Source organism: Chloracidobacterium sp. N (assembly GCF_018304765.1).
GTDB classification, from domain to species: Bacteria; Acidobacteriota; Blastocatellia; order Chloracidobacteriales; family Chloracidobacteriaceae; genus Chloracidobacterium; species Chloracidobacterium aggregatum.
In genome coordinates this window covers 1,079,137-1,101,626 of the sequence record NZ_CP072642.1, presented here as the reverse complement: position 1 = coordinate 1,101,626, position 22,490 = coordinate 1,079,137, and the positions used below count along the sequence as shown (strand labels likewise).

19 protein-coding genes are annotated in these 22,490 nt (G+C 59.9%); 2 read left to right on the top strand and 17 right to left on the bottom strand.

What is annotated here, in order from left to right; all coding sequences use genetic code 11:
* The first annotated feature begins 68 nt into the window (after nt 1-68).
* Entirely contained in the window at nt 69-1,475 is a 1,407-nt protein-coding gene (locus tag J8C05_RS04585) for an MATE family efflux transporter (RefSeq protein ID WP_211423000.1), read from the top strand.
* Between the two features lie 3 nt (nt 1,476-1,478).
* Here J8C05_RS04585 and ispG read toward each other — a convergent pair whose 3' ends face one another.
* From ispG to J8C05_RS04570, 3 genes are all read right to left on the bottom strand, one after another.
* Nucleotides 1,479-2,714, bottom strand: a complete 1,236-nt coding sequence (gene ispG, locus J8C05_RS04580; RefSeq protein WP_211422999.1) for a flavodoxin-dependent (E)-4-hydroxy-3-methylbut-2-enyl-diphosphate synthase — start codon at nt 2,712-2,714, stop codon at nt 1,479-1,481.
* A 60-nt stretch (nt 2,715-2,774) separates the two neighbouring features.
* Complete coding sequence (locus J8C05_RS04575; RefSeq protein WP_211422998.1) at nt 2,775-4,070, bottom strand: carboxypeptidase-like regulatory domain-containing protein; 1,296 nt, start codon at nt 4,068-4,070, stop codon at nt 2,775-2,777.
* 78 nt (nt 4,071-4,148) lie between these two features.
* Nucleotides 4,149-5,630, bottom strand: a complete 1,482-nt coding sequence (locus tag J8C05_RS04570) for an ABC1 kinase family protein (RefSeq protein WP_211422997.1) — start codon at nt 5,628-5,630, stop codon at nt 4,149-4,151.
* A 203-nt stretch (nt 5,631-5,833) separates the two neighbouring features.
* Between J8C05_RS04570 and J8C05_RS04565 the strand changes: the two genes are divergently transcribed.
* Complete coding sequence (locus J8C05_RS04565; protein WP_211422996.1) at nt 5,834-6,877, top strand: energy transducer TonB family protein; 1,044 nt, start codon at nt 5,834-5,836, stop codon at nt 6,875-6,877.
* Between the two features lie 50 nt (nt 6,878-6,927).
* Here the strand turns inward: J8C05_RS04565 and J8C05_RS04560 are convergent, their stop codons facing one another.
* The 14 genes from J8C05_RS04560 to J8C05_RS04495 form a co-directional block, all read right to left on the bottom strand.
* A complete protein-coding gene (locus J8C05_RS04560) occupies nt 6,928-7,989 on the bottom strand; it encodes an SDH family Clp fold serine proteinase (RefSeq protein ID WP_246840747.1) in 1,062 nt (353 codons plus the stop codon).
* Between the two features lie 99 nt (nt 7,990-8,088).
* Nucleotides 8,089-8,550, bottom strand: a complete 462-nt coding sequence (locus tag J8C05_RS04555) for an SRPBCC family protein (protein ID WP_211422995.1) — start codon at nt 8,548-8,550, stop codon at nt 8,089-8,091.
* 277 nt (nt 8,551-8,827) lie between these two features.
* Nucleotides 8,828-9,037, bottom strand: coding sequence for a cold-shock protein (locus J8C05_RS04550; protein WP_058866757.1), 210 nt, complete (start codon nt 9,035-9,037; stop codon nt 8,828-8,830).
* Nucleotides 9,038-9,333: 296 nt separating this feature from the next.
* Nucleotides 9,334-9,642, bottom strand: a complete 309-nt coding sequence (locus tag J8C05_RS04545; protein ID WP_014099435.1) for an ATP synthase F0 subunit C — start codon at nt 9,640-9,642, stop codon at nt 9,334-9,336.
* Between the two features lie 249 nt (nt 9,643-9,891).
* A complete protein-coding gene (locus J8C05_RS04540) occupies nt 9,892-10,668 on the bottom strand; it encodes a F0F1 ATP synthase subunit A (RefSeq protein WP_211422994.1) in 777 nt (258 codons plus the stop codon).
* 57 nt (nt 10,669-10,725) lie between these two features.
* On the bottom strand, nt 10,726-11,172 hold the full coding sequence (locus J8C05_RS04535) for an ATP synthase subunit I (protein WP_211422993.1): 447 nt from the start codon (nt 11,170-11,172) through the stop codon (nt 10,726-10,728).
* A gap of 10 nt (nt 11,173-11,182) precedes the next feature.
* Nucleotides 11,183-12,574, bottom strand: a complete 1,392-nt coding sequence (locus J8C05_RS04530) for a sigma-54-dependent transcriptional regulator (protein ID WP_211422992.1) — start codon at nt 12,572-12,574, stop codon at nt 11,183-11,185.
* Nucleotides 12,575-12,586: 12 nt separating this feature from the next.
* The gene (gene dnaE, locus J8C05_RS04525) at nt 12,587-15,310 is read right to left on the bottom strand and encodes a DNA polymerase III subunit alpha (protein WP_211422991.1); all 2,724 of its coding nucleotides are present in this window, start codon (nt 15,308-15,310) and stop codon (nt 12,587-12,589) included.
* Between the two features lie 156 nt (nt 15,311-15,466).
* A complete protein-coding gene (locus J8C05_RS04520) occupies nt 15,467-15,856 on the bottom strand; it encodes a DUF3592 domain-containing protein (protein ID WP_211422990.1) in 390 nt (129 codons plus the stop codon).
* 49 nt (nt 15,857-15,905) lie between these two features.
* Complete coding sequence (locus J8C05_RS04515; protein WP_211422989.1) at nt 15,906-16,790, bottom strand: chlorophyllide a reductase iron protein subunit X; 885 nt, start codon at nt 16,788-16,790, stop codon at nt 15,906-15,908.
* A 402-nt stretch (nt 16,791-17,192) separates the two neighbouring features.
* On the bottom strand, nt 17,193-18,272 hold the full coding sequence (locus tag J8C05_RS04510; protein ID WP_211422988.1) for a tRNA guanosine transglycosylase family protein: 1,080 nt from the start codon (nt 18,270-18,272) through the stop codon (nt 17,193-17,195).
* 5 nt (nt 18,273-18,277) lie between these two features.
* Nucleotides 18,278-20,047, bottom strand: coding sequence for an ATP-binding protein (locus J8C05_RS04505; RefSeq protein WP_211422987.1), 1,770 nt, complete (start codon nt 20,045-20,047; stop codon nt 18,278-18,280).
* 29 nt (nt 20,048-20,076) lie between these two features.
* Nucleotides 20,077-21,567 carry a DNA double-strand break repair nuclease NurA gene (locus tag J8C05_RS04500; RefSeq protein ID WP_211422986.1) on the bottom strand — a complete coding sequence of 497 codons (1,491 nt, stop codon included), beginning with the start codon at nt 21,565-21,567 and terminating at the stop codon, nt 20,077-20,079.
* Nucleotides 21,564-22,475 carry a hypothetical protein gene (locus J8C05_RS04495; protein WP_246840746.1) on the bottom strand — a complete coding sequence of 304 codons (912 nt, stop codon included), beginning with the start codon at nt 22,473-22,475 and terminating at the stop codon, nt 21,564-21,566. The genes J8C05_RS04500 and J8C05_RS04495 overlap by 4 nt, the downstream gene beginning before the upstream one ends.
* Nucleotides 22,476-22,490 lie beyond the last annotated feature (15 nt).

Sequence of the window (22,490 nt, the reverse complement as noted above, 5' to 3'; positions counted from 1 at the left end):
GTCAGGGATGATGCCTGCTGCCACCCCTGGCCATTGAATCAGCCGTTGGTCTTCAGACGCCTTTGGTTATGGCTTCCGTCCCGGTTGCTTCCGGCTGCGCGCCGGCCGACACGCGCCACCACCGCCCGGCCAGTCACTACGCCGCCCATCTCAAACTGGCGCTGCCCGTCATGTTTTCCCAGATGGGCCACCTCATCGTGCAGCTTACAGACAGCCTGATGCTCGGTCACTACGACACGACCGCCCTGGCGGCTTCCGCCTTTGGGCAGAGCGTGTTCGTCATCGGGCTGGTTTTCGGTGTGGGCTTTACCCTGGCCATGACGCCCCTTGTCGGCGCAGCGCGGGGGGCCGGGGATGTCGGCGCAGCAACGCAGTGGCTCAGCCACGGGCTGGCGGTCAACGTGGCGGTGGCGCTGCTCATCACCCTTGTGCTGCTGGCGCTCTACCCGTGGCTCGATGCGTTTGGCCAGACGCCGGAGGTGACGGCCACGGCCCGTCCCTACTACCTGCTTCTGGCGGCCTCGCTGCTGCCGGTCATGGTCTTTCAGACGTTCCGGCAGTTTACGGAAGGGCTGGGGAATACGCGCCTCGCGGCCCTCATCACGGTTCTGGAAGTCCTGCTCAATGTGGGATTGAACTACCTGCTGATTTTCGGGCACGGGGGCTTCCCGCGCCTGGGTATCGTGGGAGCCGGAGTGGCCACCCTGCTCGTGCGCATGGTCCTGGCGGGGACCTTCGCCCTGTGCTTCATCCGCCTCCGCATGTTTGCCCCCTATCGCGCGGCCCTGCGCCGGACACCGTGGGACGGGGCCGCCATCCGGCGCTACCTGCGGCTGGGCCTGCCGCTGGGCGGACAGTTCGTGCTTGAAGTGGGTGCGTTCGCGGCCGGAGCCGTCATGATGGGCTGGCTCGGCAAGCTTGAACTGGCCGCGCACCAGATTGCCATTGGGCTGGCCTCGCTGACATTCATGGGAGCTTCGGGGATTGCCGCCGCCGCAACGATCCGGGTCAGTCACTACCTTGGCGCGGGCGAGCGGCGCGCCATGCGGGCCGCCGGACTGGCGGCCATGCATATCGTCCTGGTGTACATGGGCTTTACAGCGCTGGTCTTCGTCGCGCTGCGGCACTGGCTGCCGACCCTGTTTACCACCGACCCGGCGGTAGTCAGCATCGCCGCCACGCTCCTGCTGGTCGCGGCGGTATTTCAGCTTTTCGACGGGCTACAGGTGGTGCTCCTGTCCGCCTTGCGTGCCATGACCGATGCCCTGCTGCCCACCGTTCTGGCTTTCATTGCCTACCTGCTGGTGGCGCTGCCGACGAGCTACGGACTGGCGTTCCGGCTGGGCTGGCGGGAAGTCGGGATTTGGATGGGCTATGTCGTCGGGCTGGCCACGGCGGCTGTCCTGTTTTTCCTGCGTTTTCAGGCCCTGAGCCGTCCGACACCTGAGCCGCGTGCCGTTCCGCTCCAGAGATGAGGCTCAGCGACCTACACCCGCAGACGCCCCAAAGCGCCGCGCAACATAGTCATTGAGAATGTCAATGAATGCCGGAACAATGCGCTCGCCTTCGAGCGTGGTGACTTTGACGCCATCCACGAAGACCGGAGCTTTGGGGTCTTCTCCGGTGCCCGGCAGCGAAATCCCGATGTCGGCATGCTTGGATTCGCCGGGGCCGTTGACAATGCACCCCATGACGGCCACCTTGAGCGTTTCAACCCCCGGGTAGCGGGTTTTCCAGACGGGCATCTGTTCCCGCAAATAGGTCTGGATGTCCTGCGCCATTTCCTGAAACAGGGTGCTCGTCGTGCGCCCGCACCCCGGACAGGCTGTGACCAAGGGCGTGAAGCTGCGGATGCCCATGGTTTGCAGAATCGTCTGGGCGACACGCACTTCCTCAGTCCGGTCGCCGCCGGGGGTCGGCGTCAGGGACACGCGGATGGTATCCCCGATGCCCTCCTGAAGCAGCAAACCGATACCGATGGCGCTGGCCACAATACCCTTCGTGGCCATGCCGGCTTCGGTCAAACCGACGTGCAGCGGGTAGTCGCACCGGGCGGCAATGGCCCGATAGACCTCAACCAGGTCCTGCACTTCCGAAATTTTCGTGCTGATGATGATGCGGTCATGCGGCAGGCCGATGGATTCGGCCAGCGCGGCCGACTCCAGGGCGCTGGCGCACATGGCTTCCAGCATGACCTCACGCGCGGAAAGCGGTGGGTCGCGCCGGGCATTTTCGTCCATCATGCGCGCCAGCATCGCCTGGTCGAGCGAGCCCCAGTTGACGCCAATCCGTACCGGCTTTTCGTACTGAATCGCCAGCTCGACGATGGCCTTGAAGTTTTCATCGTGCTTTTTCCCGAAACCGACATTGCCAGGATTGATCCGGTACTTGGCCAGCAGGCGGGCCGTTTCCGGGAAGTCGCGCAGCAGCGTGTGGCCGTTGTAGTGAAAATCGCCAACCAGAGGGACTTCCACACCACGCGCCCGCAGACCACGCACAATGTCCGGGACGGCCGCCGCCGCATCGCGGTCATTGACGGTGATGCGCACGATTTCCGAACCGGCGGCATGCAGGGCCGCCACCTGCCCGACGGTGGCGGCCACATCGGCCGTGTCCGTGTTCGTCATGGACTGGACGACGACCGGCGCGCCGCCGCCGATGATGACGCCGCCGACATTGACCGGCACTGAGCGCCGACGGGGAGCAATGGGCATAGGGTTATCCTTCGACGTGTGTGGATGCGGGGCCGGCCACCGGACAGGCCCCGCACCAGCTTAGTTTTTCTTCCGCCCCGGCTTGGGACGGACGATTTCCTTGGCAGTTGTCCGAATGTACTCGGCGCTGGCCTGTGCCGACTGCTTCAGGTTGGGATCGGTTGCCTTGGCTGCCACCATCTCGAACAGGGCAATGGCTTCCCCGGCTTTGTTCGGGTCAAGCAACTCCGGGTCAGACGACAGCAGCGACATGGCAAGTCCGTTCATAGCCGGGATGTTGTTGGCATCCTCCTGCAGGACAGCGCGGTAAAACTCATCCGCCTGCTTGAATTTGCCGGCAAAGCGGTAGGAATCACCGGCGCGAACCCGCATTTCGTTGCGCTTCTTGGCATCGGTCTGCATGTCGGCGAGTTCGATGTAAAACTTGGCGGCCTTTTCGCCGGCTTCGGCATCGCCATAGAGTTCGGCCAGGAAGCGGTAAGCTTCAGCCGCTTTGCTGCGGTAGGTGGGATCGCGCCGGTCGGCCGGCTGGGCATCGTTGAGCGCCACCGCGCGCGCGGCTGCGTCACCTGATTCCTGAAACGCCTTCCGTGCCTCATCGCGCCGCTTGGCATTGAAGTGCTGCACGGCGATTTGCAGGGTGGCGGAAGCCAGGTTGCCCAGAAAGCCCGGTTGATTGTCATCGAGCGCCAAGGCCTTCCGGTAATCGCTGGCCGCCGTTTCGTAGTCGCCCCGGTTGAAGGCGGTATTGCCGGAATCCATCAAAGTGCGAAGCTGCTCATTGATGTTCCGGGCGCGTTCATTTTCCTTCTCGATGCGTTCCCGTTCGGCCTTGAGTTTGGCGGCGGCTTCCTTTTCTTCCGCTGTTGGCTCTGGCGGAGCGGCCGGAGCCGGGGGTGGTGTTTCCGGCGTTCCGCCACCCTGGGCCTCGGCCAACAACTGTTCCACCGGCGGGAGGCGGCCATCGCCCGGCGTCAGCGTGATGTCAATCTGCACCGGTTCCGTGCTGGTGATGCGCACGGGGGGCTTCACCTGGTGCTTGTATCCCGCCCCGTGAGCTACCACGACGTACGTTCCAAACGCCTGAACGGTGTAGAAGTACGTCCCCTTTTTGTCGGTCTTCGTCTTGAGCTGGCCCTTGATGTCCTGCCGCAGGATGAGAATCTCGACGCCCGGCCGCGGTTTCGGCTTGGCGTTGGCGTTTTCCTGGTAATACACCGTTCCCCGAATTGCCCCGTTCTGGGCCCACACCGCCGTTCCCAGCAATCCCACACAGAGCGCCAGCCCGCACAGACGGAGACCGGCGTATCCAAACTGCTTCGCATAATGCCCAAACTGCTTCGCATAATACCGCATGAACAGTCCTCCTCACTTGCCCGGCCACGGGGGCCCGGGCCCGGCCGCCGTCTGGGTGCAGCCAGTTGCCCCTGGTCTCTAGGCCGGGCGTGTAAAGAGCGCCCGGAACCACCGCCCGACCCACTGGGCAATGAGTTCCGGCCACCGGATGGTTTCACTGGCCATCATCATTTTACGAATGCCTCGCTGAACGGCGGGCGAAGCGTCCGCCATGATGTTCCAACCAGGTTTGAAGCACGTTCCCAGCCCTTCGAGCATGGAAACGACACGAAAGACATACACCATTTCTTTCGGCATGCGCAGGGGAACATAGCCAAACGCATCGCGCATGTAGCGTCCGACGCCCTCAATCCGTTCAGCCGTCGGCATGTCCCGCAAGTACAGTTCCCGGAACTTCTCGCCAACGCGCAGCGCCGTCGCCCGGTCTGCCGCCGGGTCCACCACGCCCATGCGGTAGAGTTCATCCACGATGGCCGGCACATCGCCGCGCAGGCCATCCAGTGTCATCTTGAGCAGGCTCTCCCGAATGCGCGCCGAAAGCGTCCGTACGATGCCGAAATCATACAAAATGATGCGCCCGCGCTCATCCACGGCGACATTTCCCGGATGCGGGTCAGCGTGATACACGCCGTGAACCAGTATCATTTCGAGATAGACCTCAACCAGCCGCTCGACAATCTTCAGCGGCTCGAAACCGGCGGCCCGCAGAGCGTCGCCATCGCTGATTTTGATGCCCGGCCGGTATTCCAGCACGAGCACGTTCGGGCGGCACAGTTCCCCAATCACCTGTGGAACGACGACGAGCGGGTTATCGGTCAGCAGGGCGCCGAGCCGCTCGGCATTGGCGCGCTCGAAGACAAAATCCATTTCCTCGCGCAGTCCGGCGTTGACTTCGGTCACAATCTGGGAAAACAGGCGGGTCAGCACGTGCACATCCGAGTTTTCCTGCCGGAAACGCACGAGTTGCTCATCGAGAAAATGCAACAGCGCCGTCACGATGCGGAAGTCGGTGGCAAGCTGATGCTGGATGCCGGGACGGATGAGCTTGACCACAACCGACTGCCCGGCATACTGCGCCCGGTGAACCTGCCCGATGCTCGCCGTGGCAATGGGTGTTTCCTCAAAGTGCTCGAAAACGTCTTCCAGGGGACAGCCGTAGGTGGCTTCGAGCGTCGCACGGACTTCCCCGAACGTCAGAGGGGATAAACTGTCCTGGAGCGTACGCAGTTCGTCGAGGTAGGGCTTGGGCAGCAGGTCCCCGCGCGTACTGATGACCTGCCCGACCTTGATGAACCCGATTCCCAGGCGTTCGATTTCCAGCCGGATGCGGCGCGCCCGGTACTGATGCGTCGCCTCACTCACCTCACGCGCGCCGCCGAAGAAGAAGAACCGCTGCTCGTCGCGCCAGTAGCCCAGAATGAGCGGCGTGGCCGCCCCAACAACCTGAGCCGCCCGCCGGGCAACCTGGTAACGCCCGGACACCGAACGGTGCGTGGGGACGGAAGATGGGCGAAGTGCGGGACTGACCGGAGAACCCTGAAGCGTCACGTCGGACAACATGGCATGGCGTGAAACGATAATTACAGCCGGACGCGCCGTGCATACGGGGTCGTTGTTGCACGGACACGCCGATAGTACGAAAGCAGGTGCAGTGTGACAAGCAACGGACGAATATCAACGCCGGCACCGGCGACTGGGAGAGCCGGGAATGTGCTTGCAACGTGGGAAACTTTTTTCCACGATGCAACGTCCTGACTTGCGCCATGAACGATGAACGCCCGGTTTCGCTCACTTCAGACAATCCCGCGCCGTCGCCCAGGGCTTACATCCTGCGCGGCTTCATCTATGCCACACCGCATACCCTCGACTTCGAGGGAGAACCCGGCTGGTGGGTCCGGCACGGGTTCCGGTTGGGACTGACGCTGGCCCTGCTGCTGCACTTTTCGTTTCTGGGCTATCTGGCCTACCGGACATTCATCGCTCCGTTTGAAGTCGAAGTGGTGGAGCGTGAATACGACGTGGACTGGATCACGCTCACCGATCCCCGCTACAAGCCCCTGCCCAACCCGGAGAGCTGGGTGGCGCCCCCGACTGACCAGCCGGCCAAACCGGATGCCCAGGCGCGCGCCGCCGCGCTGGCCCGCCGCAAACGTGAGGAAGAAGAGGCCCGCCGCCGCGCTGAAGCCGAGCGCCGGCGACGGGAAGCCGAACGCGAAGCCGAAGCGCGCCGCGCTGCCGAACGGGAAAACCGGGAACGCACCGCGGACGAACCACCCAAGCCCGGCGGGCCGCCCAGCTTCGGCAAAGTGGACATTGGGCCCATCAAGGCCATCGTCACGAAGCTCTACAGCCTCAGCGAAACCGGGCAGCTCGACATCGAAAACCAGGATTTCAGCATTACGCTGGCGTTTCGGGTGGAACCCAGCGGACGGCTGTCGGGCATTCGGATTGTGAAATCGTCGGGCATTGACGAAGTGGATGAAGCCGCCCTGAACATTGCCCAGGCGGTCAGTGCGTCCCAGGCGCTCGGCCCGCTGCACATTCTGACCTCGACGACGCTGACCCTCGATGTCGGCCCGCAGTTCACCACCCTGCGCATCGCCGGCTTTGCGGCTTCACCGCTCGAAGCCAGCGGGTTGCAGAACCTCATCACGGCCGGGCTGCTGCTGGTGCCGCGCCGGGGCGACACGGCTGCTTTTCTCAACAACACCAAAATCAAAGCCGACGGCAAGCGCCTCACCGCCACCGTGCAGATGACCCGCAGCCAGGTCAATGCCCTGCTCAAACAAAACTTCAAGCGCGGCTAGGATGCGGCCCGCCAGGATGCGGCCCGCAGGATGCGGCCTGGCGGATGTGCCTAGCGGATGTGGAAGACGCTCTGCACGACTTCCCCGTTGACCAGCTCCGCCTTGCGCCAGGAACTGTTGTCGTTGAGCCGAATCCACCGCCGTTCGTTCATCATGTAGTGCCAGTCGGTATCGTTCTGGTAGAAGATTTGGCTCGTGCGGCATTCCAGAATGTTCAGAATGCCGTTGTCGTGGTAGTTCTGCTCGTCAAAGTCCGTAATCGCCTTCTGTCCCATTTCGGAATACATCTCGTTGAGTTCAATGAGCAGATCATTGAGTTCCGGGTCGAGTTCACGGGCGTTGAGACCAATCCGCTGCGCCTCGCGCAGGGTGATGGGATAGACGTGCGAAGGATATTCCGCGTTGAGCGTGTGGCTGATCGCCCGCGCCTTTTCCGCGTCTTTCAGGTGATAGGACAGAATTTCCGTGCACAACCGCATGGACAGCGAACTGGCCCGGTCCACCGCACCGATGACGAGCGGGTGAACGTATTTGAAGATGTTTTCGTACGGGTTGACCGTTTCGCCGCGCGTTTCCTGTCGCCAGAGCGCCAGAATGCGGTTGAGTTCATCGGGGCTGACGCGCACCCGCAGGTTGTCCTTGTCAATGGGTGAGAGGTCGTGGGTCAGCGCCGTATCCACAGCCGACAGGTGCGCCAGCGGCCCCATGCGGATTTCATCCGCGCCGAGCGCAATCATCGTCGCCGCTGAAAGACAGGCCAGCGGCACAACCACGGTGATATGCGCGGCAAACTGCCGCAGCAGGTGGACGATGCGCAGCGAGGCGGTGCCGTCCCCGCCGTCGGATTTGATGAACAGTGTCACCCGGTCCTGCTTGCCGATCCCCCGCAGCAGTTCATAAAAGCCCACCACGTCGTTCTGACACACCGAACCGCCCGGCGAGTTCCAGTACACCAGAAAGGTCTCGCCGATCCGGGCTTCGATGCGCCGGACAATGCCCTGGGTTTCGGCGAGCAGAATCGGCGGACGGACCAGTTCCGGCGCGCGTTTGGGCTTGCTATTCGTTTCAGAGACTGCTTCGCGCGTATCCGGCGCTCCACCTGCATTTGCCATCGTTTTTTTCCTTTCCAAAAAACAACCGGCCCAAAAACAGCCGGACAGAAAGCCTCGCGTGGCACACAACCGAAGCAAGGCTCAGACCCGCCGGGCCCGTCAGTCCTCTGCGGGACGCCACTGTTCTTCGACAGCGCGTTTGAGAAGCGGCATTTTGTTGCGCACGTCACGTTCGGCAATCATCCGCCCAACCGTTTTCCACCCCACCAAAGTCAGAAAATCCTCCGGTTGGTGGAAAACCATCCGGTTGTGAACCTTCGTCTGTCTGTCGTCGGGCGTCAGCGTCCAGATGTCCTCGCCGGACATCGTGCCCGTAAAGCGGCTGACCAGACGGGTGGCTTCCTGGCAAATGATTTCGTACTCCACCGGGTCCAGCCCGTGGGCCACGAACTCCACGCGCAGTCTGGCGCCGACGCCGTGCTTCTTACGCCCGACCCGGGCCACCCGCGCTTCGGTCGGCGACCACAACGGCAGAAGCGTCGGTTCGACCAGGTAGGGGAAAATGGTTTCCGGTCGGGCCCGAATCGTAATCTGACCTTCCAGCACATCCACGATGTTCACGCCTGCTTTGGGGAGCCATGAGAGTGGTTGACCGGCTGCATCTTGACATGACCGTGCGCCATGCCAAAGCCCGAAACCACGGCCAATTCGCATCTGGCAGGCAACGCCGCCGCATTTCAAACTGCATCCGCCGGGGCGGTGCGCTGTCAGACGCCGACCACGCCCACTGGGCCGGCAAACCGGCTGAATCACCCGGCAATAGCGCCAAAAAAGCGCCTTGCCGGTCATCCTGCAAGGCGCATCAACAACGAGGAGAACAATGACAAAGAGCGGATGCTCAGGCCGTCTTGATGACGTTTTCCGCCTGGGGCCCCTTCGGGCCGTTCACAATCTCATACTCGACGATCTGCCCCTCGCTGAGGGATTTATAACCGTCTTCCTTGATGGCTGAGTAATGCACGAAAACATCGTGCCCACCCGGATTCTCGATGAAGCCGTAACCTTTGCTGTTATTGAACCACTTGACTTTGCCTGTGGTGCGTGACATGGGGGACTCCCTCCCGAAAAGAAATGCTTTTTTGTCGTCCGTGTCGGTCAGACACGGGCCGCGCCCGACGTACATTCCCGGCGCCCTGTGTCCAGACATACCCCTGCCCTTGCAGGTAGTGACGGCCTTGGACAGCATTGGCAAGCAACGGTTTGTATGTGAGCAGCGCGAAAGTAACCCGTGTCACGGCATCCGTCAATTGGTTTGTTAAAACACAAAAGCAAGCCACCGCCAGCCTCCGGTTATCGGTGACCAACGGTGGCTTGCCGGGGATTCCGGTTGTGGTGACGGCCGCCTTAGAAGCCCAGGTAGGCCGCCAGGAAGGTAAACAGCACGAGGGTTTCGATGAGCACCATACCGATGAGCATGGTGGTGAAGATGCGCTGCCCCGCGCCCGGATTGCGCGCCGTGCCTTCACAGGCCGCCGCAATGGCGTTGCCGTCGCCCAGACCGCAACCAACGGCCGCAATGCCCACGGCAAGCGCCCCCAAGGCAATTTTGTACGTACCGCCACCGCTGCCACCTTCAGCAGCCAGAGCAGGAAGGGACATCGCCATCAGGAACGATGCCGTCGCCAGTGTTTTCAGGAACAGTTTTTTCGTCATGGGTGTGTCTCCAGAAAAGTCAGGGAACATCAAAAGGTTATCAGCAGCGACGCCCAACCTGCCCGCGGCCTACGCCTAATCATAAGTGCCGTGTGTCCGGGATTGCAGCCTGTGACGTTGGGACGTACAGCGTTCCAGCAACACACGAAAAAGGGCATTGGCATAGCACCAAAGGCAACGTGAGGCGCCAGGGAAAGAAATGACCGGCCGGCCCACGCAACGACAGCGGGAGTTGGCCGGTCAACACACTCAGGCATGGGCGTGTTCGTCTTCGTGGCCGTGGTCATCGTGGGGCACGGTTTCACTCAGATAAATGATGGACAGTTGCACGAAAATAAATGTCTGCACCACGGCGACGAACGTGCCAAGCAGCATGGGCAGCACGGGCACGAGTATCTGGTAGATGGTCCCGAAAGCGATGCCCAGTTGCTCGTCCACAAACATGTTGATCATGAGCCGCAGCGCCAGCGTCGCCGGCCGGATGGCATTGCTGAACATCTCGAAGATGAAAATGATGCCGCCCATAATGGCCATCAACCCGGCCGTCAGTCCGCCCGTAAAGTGCTTCAGGTAGCCAAGCCCCTGCTGCGCAAAGCCCATGAACATGTAGTACACGAACGTCATCAGCCCCAGCGCAAGGGTGACGTTGAAGTTGGCCGTCGGAGACTCAAACAGGGGAAACAGCCCCATCAGGTTTGAGGTCAGGATGAGCGCCGCCAACGGAAGCAGATAGCCCAGGTACTTGAACCCGTACTTCCCTGTGGATTGCTCCACCATGTCGCGGACCTGAAGCACGATGATCTCGACAATCTGCTGCCCAAAGCCCGGTTTGTCCACCGATGGCTTGCCGACGAGCAGCTTGAAACCGACGACACAGATCACCGCTGCAATGAGCAGCATGATGACGTGGGGCGGCAATTCGCGGTCTGAAAGGCCGGTCAGGTGATACACCTGCTCCACGAGCCAAGGATGGGCATGCGCTGCACCCTCATCGGCCAGCGCCAGTGGAAACGGGAGAAAGGTCATGGACGATGCCATAGTCAAAGCCATAGTGAGCGGGCGTACTGGCACACACCCCGGAAGTTACGTAACCGGCTCGTCGTTCAGCCCATACCAGACCTGCACCAGAGCTTCCACCACGACGGCCAGCGGCAATGCGAAAAGACCGCATACTATGGCAACCACCAGCCCGGACGCAACCTGTATGGACAGCCAGACGACCACGCCGATGACCATCCAGCGCAGAAAAAACTTGGCCATCTGAAGACGTGACGGCCGCCGGGCAGGGCCGGCATCACCGGCGGCGGCCGTCGCCACGATGGATTGCAGGCTCGCCCGCATCCACACAAAGTTCAGGTAGGCCAGTCCGCCGCCAACAGCGACCCCGGCCCCCACTCCAGCTTCCCAGACGAGACCGGCCCCAACCGCCATAGCGCACGTGATGATCAGGGTCAGGTGCCGGACACGCCGTTCGGTTGCCTCCGGGCTGAGGTATGACGGCTCATCAGGCGGTTCGGAAGCAGAAGCCATGGACAATCCCTTACCCGGTTCTGTCCGGCGGAGCCTCCGCCGCCGGAGCGTCGTCGGACGGAGTATCGCTCGGACGCCGCAGGCCGAACTTTTCGAGCCGGTACTGTAACGTGCGGAAGGTCAGCCCCAGAAGTTTGGCGGCACGGGTGATGTTCCAGTCGGTTTTTTCCATCGCCTGGACGATGAGCGACCGCTCGACTTCCTCGAAGGAAATACCTTCGGGCGGAAGGCGGAACTGAAAAGGCGGCGCCGGCGCGGATGCCGGAACGCCTGTCGCCTGGCGGATTTCCACTGGCAGGTCTTCCACCCCGATGGTATCCCCTTCACACAGCAGGGCCGCGCGTTTGAGCGCCGATTCAAGCTGCCGGACGTTGCCGGGCCAGTCGTAAGCCTGCAACACCTGAAGAGCCTCCGGCGCGATGGTGTAATGCGTTGCGCCACGCGACTGCCGGGCCAGAAACCGCTCGACGAGCAACGGAATATCCTCCCGCCGGTCGCGCAGCGGCGGCAGGTGAATGGGAATGACATTGAGCCGGTAATAGAGGTCTTCGCGGAAGGTTTTGGCGGCCACCATGTCTTCGAGCGGACGATTCGTGGCGGCCACCACCCGCACATCCACCCGGATGACCCTGGTCGAGCCAACCCGCTGCACTTCCCCCTCCTGCAGAGCGCGGAGCAGCTTCGCCTGGAGCGCCACGTTGAGTTCGCCGATTTCGTCAAGAAACAGCGTGCCCCGGTCGGCGACTTCAAACAGCCCCTTCTTCTCAGCAACCGCGCCGGTGAAAGCCCCTTTTTCATGTCCGAAAAGTTCGGATTCGAGCAGGTTTTCATTGATGGCGGCACAGTTGACGACGTGAAACACGGCGGCCGCCCGCGGACTGTGCCGGTGCAGGGCGCGCGCCACGAGTTCCTTGCCCGTTCCGCTTTCGCCGCGCACAAGCACCGTTTCATCCGAAGCCGCCACCTTCAGGATGATTTTCTTGAGCTTCTGCATCGGCTCGCTGTTGCCGATGAGGTCGGCATCCAGCGCATCCAGACGGGAAAGGGCCTGCGCCAGAACGGTCAGCAGCCGTTCACGGTCGAGTGGTTTTTCCAGGTAATCCACCGCGCCGAGCCGCAGGGCGTCCTTGACGGATTCAATCGAGCCGTGCGCCGTCATGAGAATGACCAACTGGGACGAATCCGCCTGGGTCAGGGCGCGCAACAAGTCCAGCCCGCTCTGCCCTCCCATCTTCAGGTCGGTAAGCACCACGTCAAACCGTTCGGCGCGGGCCATGCGCAGGGCAGCTTCGGCGCTGGGCGCGGTTGCCGTCCGATAGCCCTCCGCCGACAGGATCATGTCCAGGATGTCGCGCTGATTTTTCTCATCGTCCACAATGAGAATGCTGCGTTTCGTTGGCATCGTCTTCCAGTCTTACCTGTACAGGCCCTGCGCACCAGCTTGTGTGTCCTGAACGCAGGGCTGTCCGGGATGCGGTTTCTCCGTACCAGTCGGCGGCGTCTTGGCTTCAGCCGCAGGTTCGTCGCATGTGTAGAGCGCCAGCCCCCGCGCCAGAATCTCCTGCAACGGGAGAAAACAGCCCTGCCCATCTGCATCACGGGTGTAAAACTTGTGGTCAAGCGTACAGCGCAGCGTCCGCCCGTCTTCGAGTTCAATTTCGACGACTTCCTTTTCACCCGTGGGAAACACCTCAACCAACTCGTTGACCACGACTTCCCGGCCGTTCCAGCTCCAGGTGATGAAGGGTGCGCCGGCCGCCTCCACGTCACGGCTGGCCAGTTCGGCAATTGAAACGGCCGCACCGGTGACAGCATCCCGCAGCGTGGCCTCGCCGGTGACACACTTGTTGAAGGCATAGTCGGCAAAGCCTTCAAGCTGTTGCCAGAGCTTTTCGAGTTTGGCGCGGTCGTGTCCGCGCGCCACAGCCTGGGCAATGAACTTAGCTTTGTGGGCGTCGAGTTCCTCGCGCTTTTTCTTGCCCATCGCCCGCCGTACCAGATCGGCTTCGCCCAGGGAATACCCGGCCAGGCGCTGGAAAATCGCCATGATCTGCTCCTGGAAAACCGGCACGCCGTAGGTGTTTTCCAGCACGTCCTTGAGTTCCTTGAAGTCGTACGTCACCCGCCGCCGGCCGTGGCGTCGCTCGATGTAGTCGTCCACCATCCCGGAATCGAGCGGCCCCGGACGGTACAGCGCATTGAGCGCCACGATGTCATCCAGCCCGCTGGGTTTGAGCCGTCGCGCAATTTCGCTGATGCCGTCCCCCTCAAACTGAAACACGGCGTCGGTTTCGCCCTCTCCAAAGAGCCTGAGCGCTGCCGGATCGTTTGTGGGGATTTGCGTCAGGTCAGGACGCTGGCCCGTTTCCCGCTCGATGCTCGTCAGGCAGTCCTCGATGATGGTCAGGGCGGTCAGCCCCAGGAAGTCCATCTTGAGCATGCCGGCTTTTTCGAGGTCATTCATGTTGTACTGCGTGGCAATGACCTCGACTTCACCCCGCTCGCGGTCGCGGGTTTTGGTTTTGAACACCGGCACGAGTTCCGCCACCGGCTGCGGTGAGATCACCACGCCGGCGGCATGGATGGACGAATGCCGGGCGCCGCCTTCGAGTCGGCGGGCCAGATCGATGAGGTTCCTGACTTCGGGCCGTTTCTCGTAGGCCTGCTTCAGCTCAGGCACCATGGTGAGGGCGTCGTCAATGGAGACATTGCGCCCACGCTGTGGCGGCGGAATGAGCTTGGCGATTTTCTCAACCTCCGGGTAGGGCATTTCCAGCACGCGCCCGACATCCTTGATGACCGCCCGTGAAGCCATGGTCCCGAAAGTGGCAATCTGGGAAACGTTTTCGCGCCCGTAAAACCGGCTGACGTACTCGATGACCGCACTGCGCCCCCGCATGCAGAAATCCACGTCAATATCGGGCATGGAGACGCGCTCCGGGTTGAGAAACCGCTCAAAGAGCAGATCGTGCGCCAGCGGGTCAACATCCGTGATGTGCAGGCTGTAGGCGACAAGCGAACCGGCGGCGCTGCCGCGTCCGGGCCCAACCGGAATCCCCCGCTCGCGGGCATGCCGGATGAAGTCCCAGACGACGAGAAAGTAGCCCTCATAGCCCATGCGCTCGATGATGCTGATTTCGTAGTCGAGGCGGGCGCGGTATTGCTCCGGGTTGGGTGGGGCGATGTGCCGCAGCCGTTCCTCGAGGCCGGCCCGGACGACATGCTCGAAGTAGCCCGTCAGGGTGAACTCTCCCGGCACGGGAAACACCGGCAGGTAGTTGGGGGCCTTGCCAAACTCGAAGGTGGCCATCTCGGCAATCTTGAGTGTGTTGCGCAGCGCCTGCGGGTTTTCATTGCCCCACAGGGCCCACATCTCGGCAGCACTTTTCACGTAGTGGTCAGGTGAGTAGTGAAAGCTGCCCTCACGCAATGCCTTGCCGGTTTGCAGGCACATCAGCACGCAGTGGGCTTTGTAGTCATCCTGAGTCAGAAAATGGGCGTCATTGGTGACAACGAGCGGTATGTCAAGCCGGGCTGCCAGTTCGGTGAGCGCCCGGTTGACCTTGGTCTGGTTGTCTTCAAGCCCACGGTGTGATTGAAGTTCGAGAAAGTAGCGTCCCCGGCCGAAGATTTCGTTGTATTCCCCGATCTCACACCGGGCCTGTTCAACCCGGTCGCGCAGGATGAGCGATGCGGGCACGCCGGACATACAGGCCGAAAGGGCCACCAACCCTTCGGCGTGCCGGGCGAGCACTTCCTTGTCAATCCGGGGCTTGTAGTAGTAGCCCTCGGTATAGCCCAGCGAGGCGAGCCGGACGAGGTTTTTGTATCCCGTTTCGTCCAGAGCCAGCAGAATGAGGTGATTGGTGCCGCGTTCGCCGTCGGTGTCGGGTTTGCCACGATCATGGCGCGAACCACGGGCGACGTAGGCTTCCATGCCGATGATGGGCTTGACGCCGACTTTTTTCATGGCGTTGGCGAAGCCCATCGCGCCGAACATGTTGCCGTGGTCGGTGACGGCAATGGCTTTGAAACCCAGGCGCTGCGCCTGCTCGGCCAGCGCCTCGTGCTGGATGGCGCCGTCCAGAAGGCTGTAATCGGAGTGCAGATGCAGGTGAACAAAGTCTTCGGCCGCCATACCTCACCTTTGGGTGTGTTTCTGGAGTGCCGCTGCCAGGCAAAGACGGCAGCAGAGGCAGCCTAGCCGAAGACACAAACGGGCTTCAATGCAGTGCCCTCCAAAGCCCGGCTGGCGAATGCCGTGAGTGGCCTTGTGGCTCTGCACCCCTGTTGCCTATTGGCGGCTCTGAAGTCGTCGCGCCTGCTCGACATCTTCGGCAAAGGCCCAGACGTGCGGGCGATGTGGCAGGTACAGGACACGGACCAGGCGGCCTTCCTGCAGGCGATGGAAATCGCTGGGCAGAAGCTTCCGGCTGTGCCGGTGCATCCAGCCGCCCGCATCCCGGTAGGTGATGACGACGCGATGGCTTCCGTACTTGCGTTCCACCATCGCCTCCGTGGGCACCCCCTGGGCGACAATCTCGCTGAAATCCCTCAGCCGGTACAGGTATGAGACGGCGACGAGACCAAGAACGACGAGAAAGCCCAGGCAGAGTGCGCCGAAAAACAGGATAGCCCAAAGCATGGCGTCGCCATCCGCATTTCCCTGCTTTTTGAACGTCATGGAAGCCCGCGCGCCACCGTGCATGGTGCGGCCGGCGCAGCGGAACCGCCTAGAGCACCATGCATTCCAACTGGGAGGGCATGAGGTCTTCTTCCATAGCCGGGTCCAGTCCGCCGAGGTTGCGCGTACGCATGATGTCGCCGGAAAAAGCCTCGAAGTCCACGGCTTTGGGCAGTTTTGGCGTGCCGTGCAGAATGGCCCATTCAAGGTCCTCGAAGTAACCCCGGTGCCGGGGGTCATCGGCAATGAGTTGAAAGGCCATGCTGCGGTTGCGGATTTCATCCGAAAGGGGAATCCGGGTGATGATGTCAATGCCGGCCTCCTGGGCGTACCGCTCACCCCAGCCGGAGCCGTCATCCCGGTTGATGATCATTCCCAGAACGCGCGTCGTTCCGCCCTGCTCGGCAAAGTAACGCACCGCGCCACACAGGTTGTTGACGACATAGAGCGCCTGGTGGTCATTGCCGCCGACGAGAATGATGTCCCGCACCATGGACTTGGCAATGGGAGTGCCAAACCCGCCGCACACGACATCGCCCAGGAAGTCATAGATGATGTAGTCGAATTCCCAATCGGCAAAGCCCATCTGGGACAGCAGATCAAAACTGAGGGTGATGCCCCGTCCCCCGCAGCCGCGCCCGACTTCGGGGCCGCCAAGTTCCATAGCGAAGACGCCATGGCGTTTGAAGACGACTTCACTGATGGGCGGTACGGGGTTGGCAGCTTTGGCTTCCTGCCGCAGCGCCCAGGCTTCGAGCAGAGTTGGGAGCGACTTGCCGCCAAACAGCAGCGCGGTGGAATCGTGTTTGGGGTCGCAGCCAATCTGCAACACCCGGTGTGACTTGCTCGCCAGGTAGTAGCTGAGATTCGAGGTGATGAAAGACTTTCCGCTTCCGCCTTTACCATAGATGGCAACAACGCGACGTGCCGACATGCAGCATCCTCCACAGGGAAGGCTATGCGTCTTGAGCGTGTGGGGAAGAACGCTTTGCAACGTTACGACGCGAGACGTGGCGTTTGTGCGACGCCTGACATCAACCTACATCTGACCCGGGCTGCGGCCAAAAGTTTTTGGCGTCGAACCGGAAGCAGCCAGCTTTGGGCCGGAAGCACGGCACCTTGTATGGAGTTTTGGGCAGAACGTTGCACTGAGGCCGGCTGAAAAACAGCCGAGGTGACTGCTCGTGTTTGCAGGTTTCTGAAGTGCCCTACTCGGCCTTGCCCTTGGAGATGCCTCCCCAAGCCAAGGAAAACATCTCCAGTCCCCTGTTGGCGGCCAAGGGCAAGGCCCAGTAAGTCTGTGCTGCACTTGGTGCAACACTGGCGAACCAGACCCCTATCGCTTCTCAAAGTCGCTCTGCATCTTCCTGGCAGGTTTGGAAGTCATCTTTACCGCGCACAACCTGAGAACGTACTCGACCAATGGGCGATAGGTCGAGTTATCAAGATGCCCCTGATACCAGTCTCGATACGTTCCGTCAGACAGGCGCAGCTCAACTTCTTTGACCTCGGTGAGTAATACCCAGAGGTTGTGGGTAGCCCGATGGCAAAAACCTTTTAGCCCGTTGGCTTTCAAACCCTCCAGGCCGTCAGCTTGACAGGCTGGGCAGGGGCATTTTGCCAGCATAGCCCATTCTTCAGCATTTGGTTCTCGTCCGCGCCATTTTCCGAGATTGGCTACCAAGCGATCCCCACGTCCCGGCAACTGAATGATTCCACGTGCTGCCCGATTTCGCCAGCCGGCTGAATCAGCCGAATCCACTCCCAAAAGGATAGCCAAGTGCATGGTTGCCGTCCCTCCCAAGCCAAAAACATGCAGTTGCCAATTGCCCAATTGGTGACGTACCCGATGAAGACTATCCAGCACATTGGCATACGGTATGGCCTTCGGCACACGCAGCAGGTTAGGAACAATTCCTCCCAAAGCGACTTTTCCTTTCCGGCACAAGTGCTTGTCTGTAAGAAATGCTTTCAAGTAGTCCGACAGGTAGCGGCTAATGTGGATGACCGGTACATATCCATCGTGCCGATACTCTCGATTTATCTCCATCGTCTGATGAAAGCAGTTGAGCTGCTCCGCATCCGTCATAAAAGGTGTGGGGACAAAATCCTGTGGAATGGCGTGCCAATTGGGTTTTGCCTGTTCAACAAATTCCTCGTAGTCCTCGCGCGAGGTGCTTCCTCCCTTTGTCAACTGCTGGAAGGAACCATTGTCCAAATAGATCATCACCCCCGGAGGCACCCCCAGGAAGGCGCGCAATCCGTGGCGCATGGCAGCCTGACGACGCGCCGGGCTACTGGCGAAGTCAGCATAGGAAACCATGACCGCTTTCAGATCGGGTAAATAGTAAGGCGAATCCGGGTCCCATACACGGGGCTTCAGGTTTTTGAGGCTCAAGCCAGCAACGATTTCCATTGTGGCTACGGTCTTCCCAAAGCGTTTTGCGCTTCTTGGGCTGCCTCGTGGGCTTGCTTGAGTGCCTCAAACGCATCCTTTTCTTCACGCTCACCCTGCGATTCCGGCTTTTTGATCCGCACCAGGACGGGGAAATTTATCAACTGGCCAGACAGAATCGCTTCCCCAACATCCAGATCGGGAAGCAGCTTTGCTTCATCTTCGGCCAGTGTTTCCACAACGTTCCGCACAAACTTCTGGTCGGCTGGATTGACCATGCGCATGATGATGTAGGAATTGCACTGGGATAGGGTTGTCTCATCGAGGCGCGAGGGACGCTGGCTGATGAGAATCAATCCGACGCCGAACTTGCGGCCTTCCTGGGCAATCTGTTTGGTGATGCTAATCGCACGCAGTTCAGCGGGTGTCATGGCCCGTGCAGGAGCGAAATTATGTGCTTCTTCCAGCAGAAGAAGCACCGGCAGTTTCAGTTCGCCACTGACACGGGCTTCGAAGAGGTCATCAGCGATGATGCTGTAGATGGTTGCCTGGAAATCGCTGGTATAACCTGCCAATGCAACCACACTGATTTTCCCGTAGTTTACCAGTTGCTTTCGATCCGTCGGGATCGGTTGGGCGCTGCGAGCGATCTTCTGGTTGGTAAGCTCCATGCGGTGGAGTACTTTCGCCGCCCGGCGTGAGCGCTTCTTGATGCCTTCCAGTGTCCGGCTGTCAGTTTTGGAGTACCCTCCCATAAACTTGGGCCAACCCCAGTCCGTCAGTTTCTGCTTGCCAGTTGTGTCCTCGCTGCGCAGAACCGTCTCGCCAGCCTCAGCTAACATCGCAAGAAGCCATAAATCTGGTTTGATCCCATTGGTAAGCAACTCATGGTTCTTGAGTGTTTCAGCCAACCACTGCGTCCGTTCCTGCATTTCTTTCTCATCATCCACAATGAAACTCTTTGCAGCACGAAAGACATCGTCGAAGCGGGCACGCATCGTATCAGTCAATAAATATCCCAATGTACTGACGATCTCCGCTATGGTTTCGCCATCTTCCTCAAATATCGGGAAACGAGCATAGTAGCGCGTGACACGTTCTCGCAGCTCTGGCACATCAGCAAGTCCTGTATAGTCCCCATGCGGATCGAAGATCACAATGGGATAGTTCTTCTTCGCTAACTCCTCAATGATCCGCCGGGCTGTCCAGCTCTTGCCGGCACCTGTCATCGCCAGGATAGCCAGATGGCGGGTAACAATGGCGTGGCCATCTACCTTGACATCCACTTCAGGGCGGTTGGAGAGCGTGGCGATGTCCAAGGCGCGCTGTTGTTTCTGTTGGAGTTCACCCAAAACGACACGGGCAATGTCCTTCGCATCCGGCCGGTAGGCCGTGGAAGCCGGTTGAGGTGGGTAGCGCAGGTGATCGAGCTTCCCCTCTCTGTTGCCATCCAGCGGTTCAGCGCCCAAGATTTGACAAACCGCCGTCACCATCTCCCGGCTGAGGGAAAGCACCGTATCAAAGGGATCAGTGCGAGTAGCAGCCAATTCGTGGCCGGCTTCGGATGGAAAAAGAGGGTTCACCCGCTCGATACGCTGTACTTTGGCCCAAATGCGAATCCTTTCGGGCATCTCACTTGCTCCCGGCCGGCGCAACTGCGCATCCACGGCAATAATGTCCTGTTCCCGAATGGTCTCATGGGCCACTGCCAGGCGAAATTCACGGCTGGTGCTCTCGCCTACCAGAGTTCCCACATAGCGATCATTTCCCGGTTGTGAACCTGTGGGAGCAGTCATAACTTACCTCTTCTTGTTCTTGGCTGGTTTTAGCTGGAGGGACGGAAGAGCCAGTCCCGATGGGTCATGTAGATTGCCTGAATCAGGATACGCCGCATTTCCGCATCGCTGATTTCGCCTTGTTGCAGGCTTACCCCCAAGTGATGCCGGATCAACTTGCTATATGCGTCGGTCAGCCAGTTCGGCACACGTACAAACTTGTCGGCAATATCCAGACCGACGGGAAAGCCGTAGCCCGGCAACAATCGCGAATACAGGTACACGCGACGCGCAGCCTCAGCAATTTGATCACGGCCAAGCTCCTCGAAGATTTCGACACGGATCGGCTCAGTTGTTTCCGAAACGTGGACATAGCAACCGAGAACCTTTGGGAACCCAATGGGGCCCGGTTTGAGTGGCGCAAAATTCACCATGCTGGTACCGGGTTCGCCTGGAAGGGAGATTTCACCCTTCCGAAGCCCATCGTATTTGCTGATGTTCCAGGGTTCAGAGTACTCACCAGGCCTGAGCAACATCGCCAGGAGAAGGGTATCGGTATAGCCAAGCTTGTCCAGAAGCGACTTGGACGAATCGAGATCAGATCGTCCGTACATCTTGTTGAAGTAATCATCGTTCCCCTTCTCACGCAGGCCAAGAAAGACTCGATCCAGCAGGATGCACTCGCTGAACTCACGGAGGTCACCGCGCTCGACAACACCCGCAATGATTGGAACAGGCTTTCTCTTGCGCGCCTCCTGTATCAACCGCCGATACAGAAAAGCCATCCAGGCCAGAGGCTCGAACAGGCGACGCCTTTTCCATTCTTTGTGGTTCCCTGTCATCTGTGGATAGATGTTGACAAATGCCTCTTGGAGGAACTCATCTTTGAGCCGGCTGGCGGTTGCGGTATCGCGTGCGTAATGGTGCAGGAACAGATCGATGTCTTTTTCTGTGAAAGGTGTGTGACCTGCGTATCCCCCCATGAGATAAACCAGTGGGCCGTGGAACATCAGCACCGAGAGGTCAGGGGTACGCTCCAGTGCCGACAGTCCGCCAAGCAGCTCAGCCGTGATCCTAACAATATCAGGAAAGTCCTTTCGCTCTTTGCTGCCGCCTTCCAGATCGCCCAGAATCACAGGGTAGTAGCCGAACTGCTCCCGCTTCGCCAGACATCTCTCGCCAGTGCGCACACAATACGACCCCACCCGGAGCAGGATAGGTACCTGGCTGGAGAACTGCACGCGACCTATCCCGCCATCAATGAACGTGACCACCTCATTTTGGTACTGAGACCAGTCAACTTCTCCAACTGAAAATACCTTGAGCGGAGAGTTTGGCCGCACTCCCTTGTTTGCCTCATCCATAGCCTGACGCAGATGGGCAATAAACTTGGCTGTGTTCTTGAAGTAATTGTCTCGCAGACTCGTCGCTACTGTCAGAGAATTTTCAACCAGCCTCGTCATCAGGCTTGGCTGGCGCTGAATCTCTTCCTGAACATCTTTTTCAGTCAGGTGACGATCTTGAGTCTGGTCTGGTTTCATGCGCGCCTGACCTCAATCCCCAGTTGAGCCAAAAGTCGTCGGGCATCATCTGTTCTGAAGGTGCTGACTGGCAAGCCAGTCAACTGGCTGACGAGCCATTTAGGTGCGACCCGTTGGCCATCAACCGGGATATACCACATGTGACAGAAAGTTGCCATTCTGCTGCTTTCCCGTAGTCCCTGACGTGCAATCTCAAAGATTTGCTGTGAGCTAAGTTCAACAGTAACCCCATGAAAACTGGTTTTCTCTGGCTTGCTCGGAGCAGATGCAGGCGGGGGCGTGCCATACAGCCATTTGTAGAGCTGACTTTGCCTCATTCCAATCGCCCCCCAAGCCACGTGGACAGCCATATCCCGATGAACAAATGCCTCCCATCCTTCCAAGGCAGGCCAGTAAGCTTGTCCCAGGCAGATGAAGAGTTCCTGAAAACGGCAACCACCAGTGAGAAGATTCTTCAGCTTGTCCACAACGACCGGATGAAGTATCTGGGCACGGTGTCTCGTCATACAACAGTCATAATATGGAGTTGGGTATTCGGCAGAAATCAGTCCGAACTCGGCCGACAGGACGTAGGTATCCAGCTTCGACTCTGTTTTCTGGTTTCTGGTGTCCTGAGTCTTCCAGTAACGCCGCAAAACACGAAACAATGGACCGTCATAACGCTCAATCGCTGGCAGGAGGCCTTCCTTGTGGCTCTTACGTTGCGAACAGGACAGAATGAGAAGTCGCTCGTGATTCATCAGGAGTGATCCGGTCAGTACTGTGGAGTAGTGCAAGTCAAAGTGAACCTGATTGCAGCTATTGCTGTTGCAAAAGATAGAGACCCATGGTTCGGTCAAAGAAATAGCGCAATCACTCTGTAAGTGTAAAGATAGTTCAAATCTATCAAGCTGCTTCAGTGTAATCATATTCTGCACAGATAA

What these genes read in the sequence shown, in the direction of transcription:
- J8C05_RS04540 (WP_211422994.1), bottom strand. Translation starts at nt 10,668, where the DNA reads ATGACCTTTCTCCCGTTTCCACTGGCGCTGGCCGATGAGGGTGCAGCG.
- J8C05_RS04510 (WP_211422988.1), bottom strand. Translation starts at nt 18,272, where the DNA reads ATGGAAATCGTTGCTGGCTTGAGCCTCAAAAACCTGAAGCCCCGTGTA.
- J8C05_RS04500 (WP_211422986.1), bottom strand. Translation starts at nt 21,567, where the DNA reads ATGAAACCAGACCAGACTCAAGATCGTCACCTGACTGAAAAAGATGTT.
- J8C05_RS04585 (WP_211423000.1), top strand. Translation starts at nt 69, where the DNA reads ATGGCTTCCGTCCCGGTTGCTTCCGGCTGCGCGCCGGCCGACACGCGC.
- J8C05_RS04505 (WP_211422987.1), bottom strand. Translation starts at nt 20,047, where the DNA reads ATGACTGCTCCCACAGGTTCACAACCGGGAAATGATCGCTATGTGGGA.
- J8C05_RS04515 (WP_211422989.1), bottom strand. Translation starts at nt 16,790, where the DNA reads ATGTCGGCACGTCGCGTTGTTGCCATCTATGGTAAAGGCGGAAGCGGA.
- J8C05_RS04550 (WP_058866757.1), bottom strand. Translation starts at nt 9,037, where the DNA reads ATGTCACGCACCACAGGCAAAGTCAAGTGGTTCAATAACAGCAAAGGT.
- J8C05_RS04560 (WP_246840747.1), bottom strand. Translation starts at nt 7,989, where the DNA reads ATGGCAAATGCAGGTGGAGCGCCGGATACGCGCGAAGCAGTCTCTGAA.
- dnaE (WP_211422991.1), bottom strand. Translation starts at nt 15,310, where the DNA reads ATGGCGGCCGAAGACTTTGTTCACCTGCATCTGCACTCCGATTACAGC.
- J8C05_RS04530 (WP_211422992.1), bottom strand. Translation starts at nt 12,574, where the DNA reads ATGCCAACGAAACGCAGCATTCTCATTGTGGACGATGAGAAAAATCAG.
- J8C05_RS04570 (WP_211422997.1), bottom strand. Translation starts at nt 5,630, where the DNA reads ATGTTGTCCGACGTGACGCTTCAGGGTTCTCCGGTCAGTCCCGCACTT.
- J8C05_RS04545 (WP_014099435.1), bottom strand. Translation starts at nt 9,642, where the DNA reads ATGACGAAAAAACTGTTCCTGAAAACACTGGCGACGGCATCGTTCCTG.
- J8C05_RS04495 (WP_246840746.1), bottom strand. Translation starts at nt 22,475, where the DNA reads ATGATTACACTGAAGCAGCTTGATAGATTTGAACTATCTTTACACTTA.
- J8C05_RS04535 (WP_211422993.1), bottom strand. Translation starts at nt 11,172, where the DNA reads ATGGCTTCTGCTTCCGAACCGCCTGATGAGCCGTCATACCTCAGCCCG.
- J8C05_RS04520 (WP_211422990.1), bottom strand. Translation starts at nt 15,856, where the DNA reads ATGACGTTCAAAAAGCAGGGAAATGCGGATGGCGACGCCATGCTTTGG.
- J8C05_RS04575 (WP_211422998.1), bottom strand. Translation starts at nt 4,070, where the DNA reads ATGCGGTATTATGCGAAGCAGTTTGGGCATTATGCGAAGCAGTTTGGA.
- ispG (WP_211422999.1), bottom strand. Translation starts at nt 2,714, where the DNA reads ATGCCCATTGCTCCCCGTCGGCGCTCAGTGCCGGTCAATGTCGGCGGC.
- J8C05_RS04565 (WP_211422996.1), top strand. Translation starts at nt 5,834, where the DNA reads ATGAACGATGAACGCCCGGTTTCGCTCACTTCAGACAATCCCGCGCCG.